The organism is Pseudaminobacter soli (ex Zhang et al. 2022) (assembly GCF_014595955.1).
Taxonomy (GTDB): domain Bacteria; phylum Pseudomonadota; class Alphaproteobacteria; order Rhizobiales; family Rhizobiaceae; genus Kumtagia; species Kumtagia pseudosoli.
This window is the reverse complement of the sequence record NZ_JABVCF010000025.1, coordinates 15,088-28,700: the sequence shown is the minus strand read 5'-3', so window position 1 is coordinate 28,700 and position 13,613 is coordinate 15,088. Positions and strand designations below refer to the sequence as shown.

Genomic DNA, 13,613 nt, shown 5'->3' with positions numbered 1-13,613 from the left:
ATGTCTCCAATTCCGACCGTCGGCAGAGGTTGGATTGCGAAAGCGTCTGCCCCGACTGATCATTGCCCTGTCGGCCAGAGAGCGTCCCTCTCGAGCTCGGATAAACCGAGGCATCCGCAGCTCACGCAGCAATGCTTCCCAAGACGAACTGGCGGCAGCGCGCGCTGATCGGGGCACCGAAGATCTGCTGCGGCGGTCCCTCTTCCTCGACGAGCCCCTGATGCAGATAAACGACATGGCTGGAAACATCGCGGGCGAAGCTCATCTCGTGTGTCACGAGCAGCATCGTGCGCCCTTCGTCCGCAAGGGTCCTGATGACGCGAAGCACCTCCCCAACGAGCTCTGGATCAAGCGCGGAGGTGGGCTCATCGAAGAGGATCACCTTCGGGTCCATCGCCAGTGCGCGGGCAATTCCCGCCCGCTGCTGCTGTCCTCCCGACAGGAAGGAGGGGTATTGATGCCGTTTTTCGTAAAGGCCTACTTTCTGGAGCAGGACCTCGGCGCGGACGACAGCCTCTGCCCTCGGCATCTTGAGCACGTGAACCGGCCCTTCGATGACATTCTGCAACACGGTGAGGTGCGCCCAAAGGTTGAAGCTCTGGAACACCATCCCGAGCCGTGCGCGGATGTGCTCCACCTGCCTTGGCTGGGCAGGGACGAGGTTGCCGTCCTTGCCTGGCTTGAGGTGAACCTCCTCCCCAGATACCCAAAGGCGGCCCTCTGAGGGAATCTCGAGCAGATTTATGCAGCGCAGAAAGGTACTTTTGCCGGAGCCGGAGGCGCCAATGATCGAGACGACATCACCTTCGCGAGCGGTCAGCGAGATTCCCTTCAGGACCTCGAGCGCTCCGAACCTTTTGTGCAGATTACGAACCGCGACGGCGGCATTGGAAGGGATGCTGCCCTCGGCCTCGGCGTTGGACATGGCAGTCATACCGACCGGCCCCCGGAGTATTCTCATCTAGAAGACCTCTGATATGAACTTTGTCCGCAGATAGCCCTCGAGACCTTCAATCCCACCTTCGGACCCGTAGCCAGATTCATTGACACCGCCAAAGGGTGTCTCGGGAGCCGAGATCGCCGTATTGTTGACACCGACAAGACCCGCCTCCAATGCCAGCTCCGTACGCTGCGCCAGCGCGGCGTCTCGCGTAAACACGAACGAGGCCAGCCCGTAGGGCGTCGAGTTGGCGCGCTCGATCACGTCGTCAAAATGGGAAAACGGCATAATCGATGCGACCGGCCCGAATGGCTCCTCTCTGAGGATGCGGGCACTCGACGGCACATCGGCCAGCACCGTCGGCGCGAAGAAATTGCCGTCCCGCTCGATTCTTCGGCCACCCGTCAGCAACCGTGCTCCTTTGGTCTCGGCATCCCTGACCAACGACTCTATCGCCGCAAGCCGCCGCCGTGTGATGACCGGTCCGACCTGCGTGCCTGCCTCCAGCCCATTGCCGAGCTTGAGGTGGGCTGCCTTCTCAGCGAACAGTTGGACAAAGGGGGTGTAGAGGTCCTGATGCACGTAGAAGCGCGTCGGGGAGGTGCAAACTTGACCGGCGTTCCGGTACTTGGCCGCGATGAGAACAGCCACTGACTTCTCGATGTCGGCATCGTGGTGGACGATCACCGGCGCATGGCCGCCCAGTTCCATGGTGCAACGCTTCAGCGTTTCGGCGGCGCGCCTTTGCAGCAGCTTGCCAACGGCGGTCGAGCCGGTGAGCGATACTTTCCTGATGACAGGAGAAGCAAGAAGGTAGGATGAGATTTCGTCCGGGACGCCAAAGACCAGCTGCAGCGCGCCTTCGGGAAGACCGGCCTTTTCCAGGCACCGGGCGATTGCAACCGCCGTACCGGGGGTCTCCTCCGATGCCTTGAGAGTCAGGGAGCAGCCGGCCCCCAGCGCGCCGCCGATCTTGCGGACCACGTTGGCGGCAGGAAAATTCCAGGCGGCAAACGCCGCCACCGGGCCGACCGGCTCCTTCAGGACAATCTGCCGTTGGTTTTCGAGGCGGCCCGGAATCATGCGGCCATAGGCGCGCTTGCCCTCTTCCGCGTACCATTGGAGAGCTTCGACGGAGAATTCGATCTCGGCCCTGGCCTCGGCGAGCGGCTTTCCATTCTCCATCGTCAGTATCGTGGCTATGCGTTCTTTGTCCGCGGCCATCAATTCCGCCGCTTTTCGGAGAGCTTCACAGCGTCCGGCGGCGGTCATTTCTTTCCAGACTGAGAACCCCTTGACCGAAGCATCGAGCGCCCTTTGCAGATCGGCCACGCCGGCGAGGGGGATCTCGGTAAGGACCTCCGCTGTTGCCGGATTGACGAGTTCAGCCGTATTTCGCTCGCTGCCTTGAACCCAACGGCCGTCTACAAGCAGTTCAATCTTTTCCGGAAACACAGAATGCATGTGCGATGAACTCATCGTCTCAAATCCGGGAGGCGCGGCCAGCATCTGTCAAAGCCCTCCTGATGAAGCGGCTTGGCTCTTGGCGTAGTGCCGATCGCCGTCCCGCCGCATCATCCACTTCGGATCGCGGCGCAGATGCGGCGACAGCCACCATTCGAGTCCTTGCACAACTCGTGTGATCACAAAGGTGAGGACGAGATAGATGGCCGCAGCGCAGACGAAGACTTCCACCGCGCGGAACGTTTCCGAGATGAGCTTATAAGCAAGCCCGGTAATCTCCATCATCGTCACGATCGATGCCAGCGACGTAGCCTTGATCATCAGGATGATCTCGTTCGAGTAGGCGGGAAGAGCCTGGCGAAGTGCGATCGGAAACACGATGCGCCGAAAGAGTACAAACCGGGACATTCCGAAGGCGCGTCCAGCCTCGATCATCGGAAAAGGCACCGATTGGAGGCCGCCGCGAAAGATCTCGCCCGTGTAGGCGGTGGTGTTGAGCGTCAGCGCCAGGATGGCGCACCAGTAGGGCTCCCGGAAGAACCACCACAGGCCAATGTCCTGCAGCGTGTGGTGGAATTGGCCGAGCCCGTAATAGATAAGGAAAATCTGCACAAGAAGCGGCGTACCGCGGAACACGAAGATGTAAGTTTGCGCGAATAGCCGAACGGCAGCGCTGCTAGACATGCGCATGAACGCCAGGAGAAGGCCGAGAATCATGCCGGCCGCGGTCGAGGTGGCTACGAGCTGAATAGTCAACGGCACGCCGGAAAGAAGCTCCAGGAACACGTCGACCATGTAGGACATGTCCATCATGCCCTCCGTATACCGCGCAACGAATGTTGCTCGACGCGGCTGAAGCCGTAGGTCGATACGGCCGTGATCGCGAGGTAGAGCGAACCGGCCACGACATAGAAGTAAAAGGGCTTGAACGTGGAATTGGCGGCGATCTGCGATTGGCGCAGAATCTCCACCAGTCCTATCACCGATACCAGCGCCGACTCCTTCAATGTGAGTTGCCAGACATTGGCCAGGCCAGGGATGGCGTATCCAAGAACCTGCGGCGCGATGATGCGGCGGAACATAAGGAAGGGGCTCATGCCGACGGCCTTGGCGGCTTCGATCTGCCCGCGGCTCAAAACACCATAGGCGCCGCGGAAGACCTCTGCCTGGTAAGCACCCGAAACGACGCCAAGGGCGAGACTGCCGATGAGAAAGCGCGGCAACTCGATAAAGCCGCGCGAACCGCACAGTCCTGGGGTAATTGCGGAAGGCTGCAGGAGCCCGAGAAGAAAGCCGCCATCGGCACACCAGAAGGTGACGGTCCCGCTGAGGAACTGGCTCAGCCCGAAGTAGAAGAGATAGATCACAAGGAGGTCCGGAACCCCACGGAGGACGGTCGTGTAGAAGTCCGCCATGACAACCGCCAGGCGGCTCTTCGACAATTTGGCACGAGCCACGGCAACGCCGATAACACAGCCGATTGAGAAACCGCACAAGGCCAAGGCGATCGTCATGGCGGTTGCAAGGAGCATGGCCAGTCCCCAGCCATTTGGGCCAAACCCAATAAGCTCGAAGATGGTCATTTTGGCGTGCTCCGGTGCAGGGATCGATTTACCTCATTGTTTGGGTGTCATGCTGAGCCCGAACCACTTCTGCGACAGTTGCTCGATGGTTCCGTCCTCCACGGCCGATTGGATGGCCTCATCAAATTTCGCCTTGAGATCCGGATCGGTCTTGCGCAGCCCCACCGCTATTCCACGACCCATGATGTCTCCATAGATACCCGCGCCTGCGATCACGAAGTCGCTGAATTCCGGTCGCTTGAAAGTGGAGGTAAGCGCTGCCTGGGCAGCAAAAATGGCATCGATCCGGCCAGCTGCAAGATCGAGATCATGCTGTTCGGTCGTCTTGTAGCCGCGAAGAACGAAGACATCCTTGAGGTATGCCTCGAAAAATTCATCGATGATGGTTCCACCCTGGAAGCCGATCGTCTTGCCCTCCAGTAGAGGCTTCCACTCCTCGATGACCTTCTTGACTTCCTCGGCATCGCTTTCGAGGTTGAGGTTCTTGCCAGTCCCGGCAAGGGCCGCCAGCGGGCTGTCCTTCGGCACACCGAAGCTCGCCGTCGAAATGGCGTATGGACGGGAGAAATCGATGGCTTTCAGCCGGTTGTCGGTGATGTTCATGCCCGCCATGATCGCGTCGTACTTGCCGCCATTCAGGGCAGGGATGATGCCGTCCCAGTCCTGAGCCACGATCTCGCACTTCGCGTTCATTCGAGCACACAGGCTGTTCGCGAGATCTATCTCGAAACCGATCACAGTGCCGCTGGCATCAGTGAAGTTCCACGGCTTGTACGCCCCCTCCGTCCCTATTCTGATCGTCTCCCATTTATTTTCGGCCTGAGCAGCGCCCGCGATTAGCATCGTGCTGGCGACCACAACTTTCAGCATGCTGGAGAACTTCATTGTCCCTCCCTCCCAGTGGGTTGTAATTCGTTGTAGTTCGGCGGTGCCGGCGCAGCCAGTCGCCGATTATGGCTGGTTCATAGCGCCGGAATGTTATGCGAACCAAATGGCGGGAATAATAGCGAACCGCCCGCTTATTGTTCCGATCTTCGACACAATCGGCCTCAACCAGGCGATCAAGCCGTTTTTTCCCAATGAACACGAACAAAATGTAGGAAATCGGAAACAATTGGCGCGACATCGATAATAGACTTCCACGTGCGGTCCGGCACATTCTGAGGCACTTCGAACGCGCGTGATCGGCCGCCGCAATGCAGGTGCAGGCCGCTTCCGGTCCGGAGACTATCGAGACGGAAGGGGTCGGTGATTGACGAATTCTGAAACCAGACTGCTCGCCGAATGGACGGCGGACATGAAACTGGACGATGTCCCGACCGACGTCGTCCAACAGGCAAAGGCGTGCATTCTCGATAGCATCGGTTGCATGATCGCCGGAGCCGCCACGCCTCCCTGCCTGACCGTGCTCGACGTGCTCGGGCAGCACGGCCCCGGCACTATCGTCGTGCCGGGTACCGGCCGGACGCTGTCACTGCTGGGTGCGGCTTACATGAACGCCCAGGCGGCGAATGCGCTGGACTTCGACGATTCCTTTCGGTCGGGCGCGCCCTCGCATCCGGGCGCAACCGTGGTGCCGCCGGCCCTGGCGCTCGGCCAGCATCGCGCCATGGACGGTGTCGATTTTCTGCGGGCGGTGATCATCGGGTACGAAGTCTCCCTGCGGATCGGGCGCGCCGTGCAGCCAAGCCCCGAGCGGAAGCAGCAGGTCTACGGATTCTCCACATGGCAGATTTTCGGAGCCGCCGCAGCGGCCTCGAGTGCCTTGGGTCTGTCGGCGGAAAAGGTGGTGAATGCTCTGGGCCTTGCCGCCGTCCACGCTCCAGTGCCCAGCCTACGCAAACTCGGGACGGGAGAACCCAGGCCATATCCCTGGATCAAGAACACCTACGGTGCCGCAAGCGAAGCGGGTTTGCTAGCCGCGCTGCTGGCCGGCGAAGGATACATCGGCAGCCGCAGCATCTTCGAGGGCGAGCACGGCTTCTGGATCATGAGCGGTTCCGACCGCTACTACCCGAAGTTGATGGTGCAGGGCCTCGGGCGCGACTGGCTACTTCGTGACGTCGGCTTCAAGCACTATGGGTGCTGCCGCTGGACCCACACCATGCTCGACGCGCTTCGCGACTGCGCCGGCAAGGTGAAGGCGGAGGATATCCGGTCCGTAGAAGTACATTGCTTCAAGGAACTCGCCCAACTCAGTGGTGATGCGCCCACCTCGATTATCGACGCTCAGTTCCATGCGCCACATCTGGCGGCGTTGGAGCTTTTGGGCCGGTCGCCAGCGCAAGGGCTTCTCGAAGCGGATCTACTTGACCCGCAAGTAGGTGCGCTCAGAGACTCGGTGGTGCTCCATCATGATCCGGCCGCCGACGAGCCATACTATCGGCATGGGGTTCTACCCGTTCGTGTCGTGCTCCGGACGCGGAACGGAGGAGAGTTCGCTGCCTCGTGCGAGAATCCCACGGGCAGCACGGCCGCGGGAGGCTACGCCCGAGGCGCTCTCGAGGCCAAATTCGTTCGGTTGGCTTCGGGCGCGCTGGGAGAACAACGCGCGACCGCCTGCACAGCTGCAGTGAACGAAATCGAAAATCGTTCGCTCCCGTCCATTACCCCTCTCTTTGCTTGACCGCACAGTACACGGCACGGAGCTTGCATGTCTGAAACGACCCTACACGAGTCTGCAGTCGTCTTTGACGGGCTCGTCGTCGCTCAATGGAGCCGGCGGACCTTCGAACACATGAAGGAAGGCGGCCTGACCGGGGCAAACTGCACCATTTGTATCTGGGAAGGTTTCCGGGACACCATGACCAACATCGCCCTTTGGCGAAGATGGTTTGACGAACACAGCGATCTCATCATGCCGGCACATACGGTGGCCGATATCCGTCGGGCAAAGACGCTTGGAAAAGTCGGGATCGTACTGGGCTGGCAGAACTCCTGCGGCATCGACGACGATATCCGCCTTCTGCCGCTGTTCAAGGATCTCGGCGTCGGCTTCATCCAGTTGACCTACAACACACAGAACTATGTGGGCACCGGATGTTGGGAAGACCGAGATTCCGGCCTGTCGAGTTTCGGACGGCATTTCATTGCCGAAGCGAATCGGCTGGGAATAGCGATCGACCTTTCCCACGTCGCAAGCAGGACCGCGAGCGAGGCAATCGCCGCTTCGACCAAGCCGTGCGCCTACACCCATGTCTGCCCGGCCGGCCTCTATGCCCATCCGCGCAACAAGACGGACGCACAACTGCGCGAGATCGTTGACCGCGGCGGCTTCGTCGGCATGGCGACTTATGCACCTTTCATGCGAAGCGGGGCAGCCTCTACAATCGAGGATTGCATCGACACGTTCGAGTACGTCCTCAACGTATGCGGGGAGGAGAATGTCGGCGTCGGCACCGATTCCACCGAAGGGCAAGACGAAGCCTTCTTCGAATGGATTCGGAAGGACAAGGGAACCGGCCGCCAGATGGTTCCTGCCAAGGGGAAGGCCGCGGTCGTCAAAGGCCTGGAGACGCTGGCCGGCTACCCCTCACTGACGCGCGCCATGGAACGTCGGGGCTGGCCCGAGCGGAGAATCCGGGGAGTCCTGGGCGAAAACTGGCTGCGCTTTCTCGATGAAGTGTGGCGACCGGCGCCGGCAAAGGCACACGGCGACGATCAGATCATCCAGCAATTTGCGAGACAGCCATGATCACTCGGCCACGCAATGAGGGCCTGCGCAACGATACCGATGCGTTCTGGCTGCCCTTTACGCCCATGCGAGTGTTCCAGCACGATCCCCTGATATTCACGGGGGCCGAGGGTATGCACTACATAGGTGCGGATGGCCGTCGTGTTCTCGACAGCGCCGCCGGACTCTGGTGCGTGAACGCCGGCCACGGCCACCCGCATATTGTCGAAGCCATCCGCACAGCGGCCGGTCGACTCGACTTCGTGTCATCCTTCAAAATGACTCATCCGGACGCGCTGGCCTATGCTCGACGCCTGCGGGCCTTCGCGCCGGCTGGACTCGATTACGTGTTCTTCGTGAATTCCGGCTCTGAAGCCGTCGACACGGCGCTCAAGATCGCGCGAGGCTATCATCATGCGCGCGGCGATGGCGCGCGAACCAAGCTCATCGGCAGGGCCAAGGGCTATCATGGGATGGGCTTCGGCGGTTTGTCGGTCTCCGGTATCGGCCGCTATAAGCGGGGATTCGGTCCGCTGCTTGCCGACACGGCCCATCTTTCCTTGCCATACAAGCCCGAAACGATGGCCTTCTCGCAGGGACAGCCGGCAGACGGCGGCTCTCTCGCCGACGAGCTCGAGACACTGCTGCAGGTTCAGGATCCGGCCACGGTCGCGGCCGTCATCGTCGAGCCCGTGGTCGGTTCGGGGGGTGTCTATCCGCCGCCGCGAGGCTATCTTGAAGGCTTGCGCGCCATCTGCGATCGTCATGGCATTTTGCTGATTTTCGACGAGGTCGTCACGGGCTTCGGTCGCCTGGGGGCGCCATTCGCAGCCCAGGCCTTTGGCGTCACACCGGACATTCTGACGTGCGCCAAGGGAATGACGAATGGCGCGGTGCCCATGGGCGGCGTCATCGTCGGCAATCATGTCTACGACGCTTTCATGAGCGGTCCCCCAGAAACAATAGAGTTGTTTCACGGCTATACCTATTCGGCGCATCCCCTCGCATGCGCGGCTGGAATGGCCGTACTAGATATTTTCGAGAATAGCGGCTTGGCCGAGCAGGCGGCACGCACTGCGCCGTTGTGGGAAACCCGGCTGCTTAGTGTGAAAGGTCGACCACACGTCGCGGATATCCGGACGATCGGTCTGCTCGGCGTGGTGGAACTTGATCCCCGACCGGGGGCACCCGGTGCACGCGGCGCCGCGTGCGCGCAGTTTTGCCTAGATCAGGGCGTGCTCGTCCGTGCCTCGGGGGATTTGATTGTACTGTCCCCGCCTCTCGTCATATCGACGGAGCAGATAGGACTAATTGTGGCGACCATCGAGCAAGCGTTAGAGAATATCGACTGATATCAAATCCAGACTGAACACCTAGGGTTCAGAAGACGCACCGGAGTGATGGCGCCAGGCACCTTGCCTCTCACGCAGGTTCGGTTGTGGCGTGCGAGGGCGACGTCTCGATGAGGTGCCCTCGCCCTGCTCGCATATGCGGCCGATTGCGTGTTCGCATCAATGAGCAGTGCTCCCCTATTTGGCAAGCTATACAGTTCGGGGGCTGGAGAAGGTTGGATCCCAGTCCCCTGTCCTCTACCAGCGGCCGCAGAAGCGCACGCTACGCTCACAATTTCAGCTGGGCGGACGGGCTGCTCGCAAGACAAAATTTTAAGAGCCTGGCACCGCCGTAGCTAGCCACAGTCCGGAACAATGCATGATGTCTTGCCGCCCGTGGTCATGTTTCGGTTCATAGCACATCCGACAGTTCGGGCGAGCAATTCGGAGATAGGAGTTGCTGTCAAAGAGGATCAGCGACTTGGCGCTGACGCGCCGGCAGATCGTCCAATGATCAAGCTTGCCGGAAAGGCCGGCGATGACGGCTTGGCCAGCGCTTGTAGCGTCGATCGCCTGGATCACCTGTGGTGCGGTCGGCTTCGCATGCCGCGGGATCAACCGGGTTATCGAAATCGCCGCCTCATGTTCATCGCGCATGTGCTCGACAGCAACTTTCGCAGCCTTACGGAACGACTTTGCCGACAGGCCATAGCTGACGGCTTTGACCGCGCCGATCTCCTCATCGACGGCGCACAGCAGCACATAGAACAGTTCCTCCCAGTCGGAGCGGCGGAAGCGCTTCTCTTCGGCGCCTAAGGCGATGCGGATCGCATTGATGATGGCGTAGATGCCGCAGAGCCCATCGAGTTGGCCTTGCTTAAACGGCTGGATCTGGTGTGTCATCGGACGCCTCCTGGGATCGAGGCGGTCGCAGCGGTACATGTCCACAGCCGTCCCACAGTGGGCAGTTAGTCAACTGGCACGGGCCATCATCCTTGATGCGCCGCCCGTTGCATCTGGCAAGTTCAATGGTGGCGCAAAAGCGCCAGATGGCACGCTCGAGCCGGCGGCGCGAAACGGTGAACCTGTTGAGATCGCTGACGCGCTCGGCCAGGTCACGGATCACCATCTCGCAGCCGATCAGCCCGAAACAGCGATTGCCGTAGGGGTGCTGTGCCCGATAGGCGGACAGGATACCTGTGCGATGCAGGTGATTGTGCACGAGGCTGTCGACCGCAACCATCGATGCGGCAACCGCACGCCAGTGGGGCCGATCGTCGCCAGCCGCACCCATGATCCACGCCAGCATCATGCTGGCGAGCTTTCGGGAGACACCCCGAACGGCAACGAGCAGCGCAATCAGGGTCTCGCGCCCTATAATCGTGGGCGCCAGCTCGCATTCGCTCACCGCCAACATCTGATCGATGAAGGCGACAAGGTCGCCGCCGCAGCGATCGACTTGCACCATGTAGGCCGCCACTATGACCACGTCACAAGTAGCCGCGTAAGCACTGAGCAGTGAGCACATTCTTCTTCGATTGGCCAAGCGCATCTCGCCGGCCGGCCGAAGCAAGCATCCTAAAGTGGCGGGTGCGACGTCGCGTTTGGGCCGATTCAGGACAGCTGCTTTTGGGGATCATGGCGAGATAGCTGCCATTGGTCGTGCGACCGCTGGACCCCAAGCAGCCATACACCGTGCTATGCAGGCTGATGTTTGACTCCTACCTGACCCGTTGGAATCTGGCTCCTGATGGTGCGCCTATCGTCACGCCCGCCGCCCACCTCCTACCGGTGCTGAAGGATGGTATGCCAGCGATGCTCAAGCTGTCCCATGAGGCTGACGAACGGCTCGGCGGCGTGCTCATGGAATGGTGGGGCGGGGATGGGGCCGCTCGGGTGCTCGCCCGGTTCGGCGATGCCTTGCTGATGGAGCGCGCAACGGGATCGGCATCCCTGAGTGACATGGCCCGGTCGGGGCAGGACGACGAGGCATGCGTCATCCTCTGCGCAGTGGCCGCCCAACTCCACGCGCGGCGCTCGAAGCCGTTGCCGGAACTGACGCCGCTCTCCGGACCGTCCGGTTATGGGAACGTTCCGCGGTAAGCTGCCGTTCTGAGTTCCGACAATCAGGCAAAGTTTGCCTAGTCAGCTTACGACCCCATTCCAGACGGTCTCAGGCAATCCCCACGTCTCCGAAAGCTGCTGTTCTGAGCGAGTCCATCTTTCGGCGTGCAAGGGTCCGTTTGCTGACTGTCGGTACCGGACGAGTTCGTTCGATAGCTGCCCCTCGGCAGGCGGCCCATTGTGCGCAGCAAGCTCAAGGCCATCGCCTTCATCGACAACTCAGTCATTATCCTCACGATGTCGACGCAGGACGATCACGTCGCGCCCGTGAGAATCGTAACTTGGCTAGGAGAGAGCGTACCCAAGCCCTGTACCAAGCCCATGAGTGCGTACGAATAGCCGACCATCTCGACGTTGCTGTCAGGCTCTTCGCATTTGTACTTTGCGCACATGGTAACTGCTCGCGCATATGCATCTGGGTACAGATCCCGGTTCTTTTTCGAGAAACGCCAGCGCTGCATGTGCGAAGCCACGAGCGGTATATTTCATTTGCCTGTCGCTGATAAGCTGATCTGCCTGCCGTGATACCTCCTGAGTTCGGACGTACTCGGTCCGATAGAATACGGCGGCAGTCACCGCGAGAACGATAAATGTTATGTATAGCGCGTGGATTGCAGGACTAGCGGTAGAGCGGATGATCGCCAGCGCTACCGGAAGGCGCGGCGTGGTGGCCAGTTAGGGCGCGCTTTTCCGGCGTGACGGCGAGTCTGTCGGATAGCAGGACCATCGCCGAAGCTTCGTCGTCGCCCGTCCTGCGACCGCATTCAGACGCATCAATTCTCATGACGCCTGCCGCTGAAAGTGATCGCATCGCCGAATTCACTCTCGCTCGCGGCTTGTTTTTGTGAATCGCGGTATCTAGGCTTCGGTATTTGGGGTGCGGCGGGCCGTCTTGAACTCGAAAGAGGATTCCCCAGATTGGCTCGAATCGACGAACTTGAAGGCCTTCGCGGCCTTCTGGCGGTATGGGTGGTTTTTGTCCATCTCCTCCCGGCGGCCGGAATAGAAGCAAGCAATCTCGGCGTGCTGGAACCCCTGTTTGGGGAGCTTATCCGTGTTCAAATCTTCTGCATCATGAGCGGCTTCGTCATCTTCATGATGATGTCGCGCAGGCGCGAACCCTATCTGCCCTTTCTCTCCAGACGGTTCCTGAGGATTTATCCCGTCTATCTGTTTGCATTCGTCCTGTCCGTGGCCATGTCGGGCGTCGCTTATGAGGCACTGCAGTCGGCAGACTTTAGCGGCCCGAAAAATGCCGGGCGCGTGGTCGTCTACGAAGCAAGTTTCGCGCAGTGGCCAGAGCATGTGCTGAGCCATCTGACGCTGCTTCACGGCATCATCCCTCGAGGGTGGCTTCCCTTCGGCGCGTATACCTTTCTCGGTCAGGCATGGAACATCTCGACGGAGTTTCAGTTCTACATCATCGCGCCGATCCTGTTCTGGGTGCTTCACGACGCCCGGTTCTCCTTGAAGGTTCTGTTCATCGCCGGGATCGCGGCTGCCTGGTACGTCGGCATGAGATGGCCCAACACCGCGGCCCTCAGCTATTTCGCGATCTACTTCCTGACGGGGATCGTCAGTTATTATGCCTGGGGCCGGTCGTGGAGGGATCAGACCTATCTGAACAAATGGACGATCGCCGCAGCCGCGCTGGCGGTCGGCACCGTCAGCATCGCCATCGGAATCTGGATATTCATCTTCGGTTCCGCCCTTTATGTACGGGATCGGGCGGGGAGGCAGGACATCCTCTCCAAGGCGCTGAAGCTCAAGCCAATGCTCTTCTTCGGTAAGATATCCTATTCCCTTTACCTGCTTCACATGATCCCGCTCTATGGCCTGATGTACGGGCTCAATGGACTGGACCTACCCCAGGGCGTCTATATCGCGTTGCTGGGCTTCGGCACGTTCGCTCTTGCGATGCCCATGTCCGTATTCGCCACGCGCTACGTCGAAGGGGCGTTCTATCAGTCGCAGAGACAGGCTCCCGTTGCTGTCGAGGACACATCGCCTAAGCGACCGGCAAACTGATCGCTCGATCCGCCGATCGAACGTCGGTGTCGCGCTGGAAGGGCTTTCGACCGCTCCCCTCATACGAAGCGCCCGGCGTCAGGCAACTGGCGATCGCGCAGCCAGCCGCTTGGTGCAGTTCTTCTCCGGCAAGTCAACGGATCCTGCGCCTTGAGAGCCTCAACTTCCTCGATCAACTCGAAGATCTGATCGAGGAAGAGAGGATGCGCGTAAATCGACCACCGATTAATGACGAGGGGCCTTGAGTAGTGCGTCTCATCTCGTCATTCGCCATCGGCAGACAGTGTTGTGTCGAGCTCAATCTCGACATCCCCGACCAGCGCCATTAGCCGATCATATAGCGCCCCGTCGAACGCCTAAGCCGCTCAGGGGCAGCTTCTAACCGCCATTCGCGACACTTACGCTCAGTAGATCATCGACTATCCGCCCGCGACTGGCATCAGCCTGTCCGCGATGCGGCTTGTCAACGG

Annotated in this window: 12 protein-coding genes; 6 read left to right on the top strand and 6 right to left on the bottom strand. The window is 60.3% G+C overall.

The features are described from left to right. Positions 1-121: 121 nt before the first annotated feature. The 5 genes from HUI96_RS27885 to HUI96_RS27865 are packed head-to-tail and all read right to left on the bottom strand — an operon-like array spanning position 122 to position 4,872. The gene (locus HUI96_RS27885; protein WP_273033231.1) at positions 122-934 is read right to left on the bottom strand and encodes an ABC transporter ATP-binding protein; all 813 of its coding nucleotides are present in this window, start codon (positions 932-934) and stop codon (positions 122-124) included. 27 nt (positions 935-961) lie between these two features. Continuing rightward, positions 962-2,449 (bottom strand): NAD-dependent succinate-semialdehyde dehydrogenase, encoded by a 1,488-nt coding sequence (locus HUI96_RS27880; RefSeq protein ID WP_237684432.1) that lies wholly within the window; start codon positions 2,447-2,449, stop codon positions 962-964. Positions 2,450-2,452: 3 nt separating this feature from the next. Further along, entirely contained in the window at positions 2,453-3,214 is a 762-nt protein-coding gene (locus tag HUI96_RS27875; RefSeq protein WP_188257971.1) for an ABC transporter permease, read from the bottom strand. After that, positions 3,214-3,987, bottom strand: a complete 774-nt coding sequence (locus tag HUI96_RS27870; RefSeq protein ID WP_188257970.1) for an ABC transporter permease — start codon at positions 3,985-3,987, stop codon at positions 3,214-3,216. The genes HUI96_RS27875 and HUI96_RS27870 overlap by 1 nt, the downstream gene beginning before the upstream one ends. 33 nt (positions 3,988-4,020) lie before the next feature. Continuing rightward, positions 4,021-4,872 carry a transporter substrate-binding domain-containing protein gene (locus HUI96_RS27865; protein WP_188257969.1) on the bottom strand — a complete coding sequence of 284 codons (852 nt, stop codon included), beginning with the start codon at positions 4,870-4,872 and terminating at the stop codon, positions 4,021-4,023. A 367-nt stretch (positions 4,873-5,239) separates the two neighbouring features. On the opposite strand from HUI96_RS27865, the gene HUI96_RS27860 reads away from it, so the two are divergent. Genes HUI96_RS27860 through HUI96_RS27850 form a run of 3 tightly spaced genes read left to right on the top strand, consistent with a single transcriptional unit; the run spans position 5,240 to position 9,012 of the window. Continuing rightward, positions 5,240-6,613, top strand: a complete 1,374-nt coding sequence (locus HUI96_RS27860) for an MmgE/PrpD family protein (protein WP_188257968.1) — start codon at positions 5,240-5,242, stop codon at positions 6,611-6,613. Between the two features lie 27 nt (positions 6,614-6,640). Then, entirely contained in the window at positions 6,641-7,681 is a 1,041-nt protein-coding gene (locus HUI96_RS27855; protein WP_188257967.1) for a membrane dipeptidase, read from the top strand. Beyond that, positions 7,678-9,012 (top strand): aminotransferase class III-fold pyridoxal phosphate-dependent enzyme, encoded by a 1,335-nt coding sequence (locus HUI96_RS27850; RefSeq protein WP_188257966.1) that lies wholly within the window; start codon positions 7,678-7,680, stop codon positions 9,010-9,012. Before HUI96_RS27855 ends, HUI96_RS27850 begins: the two co-directional genes overlap by 4 nt. A 312-nt stretch (positions 9,013-9,324) precedes the next feature. On the opposite strand, the gene HUI96_RS27845 is transcribed toward HUI96_RS27850, so the two are convergent. Beyond that, positions 9,325-9,894 carry a hypothetical protein gene (locus HUI96_RS27845; RefSeq protein ID WP_188257965.1) on the bottom strand — a complete coding sequence of 190 codons (570 nt, stop codon included), beginning with the start codon at positions 9,892-9,894 and terminating at the stop codon, positions 9,325-9,327. Positions 9,895-9,931: 37 nt separating this feature from the next. Here HUI96_RS27845 and HUI96_RS27840 point away from each other — a divergent pair, with 37 nt between their 5' ends. From HUI96_RS27840 to HUI96_RS27830, 3 genes are all read left to right on the top strand, one after another. After that, positions 9,932-10,513 carry a hypothetical protein gene (locus tag HUI96_RS27840; protein ID WP_188257964.1) on the top strand — a complete coding sequence of 194 codons (582 nt, stop codon included), beginning with the start codon at positions 9,932-9,934 and terminating at the stop codon, positions 10,511-10,513. A gap of 188 nt (positions 10,514-10,701) precedes the next feature. Beyond that, a complete protein-coding gene (locus HUI96_RS27835; protein WP_188257963.1) occupies positions 10,702-11,094 on the top strand; it encodes an aminoglycoside phosphotransferase family protein in 393 nt (130 codons plus the stop codon). A gap of 939 nt (positions 11,095-12,033) precedes the next feature. Beyond that, positions 12,034-13,143: an acyltransferase family protein gene (locus tag HUI96_RS27830; RefSeq protein ID WP_188257962.1), complete on the top strand. Its 1,110-nt coding sequence runs from the start codon at positions 12,034-12,036 to the stop codon at positions 13,141-13,143. Positions 13,144-13,613: the final 470 nt, after the last annotated feature.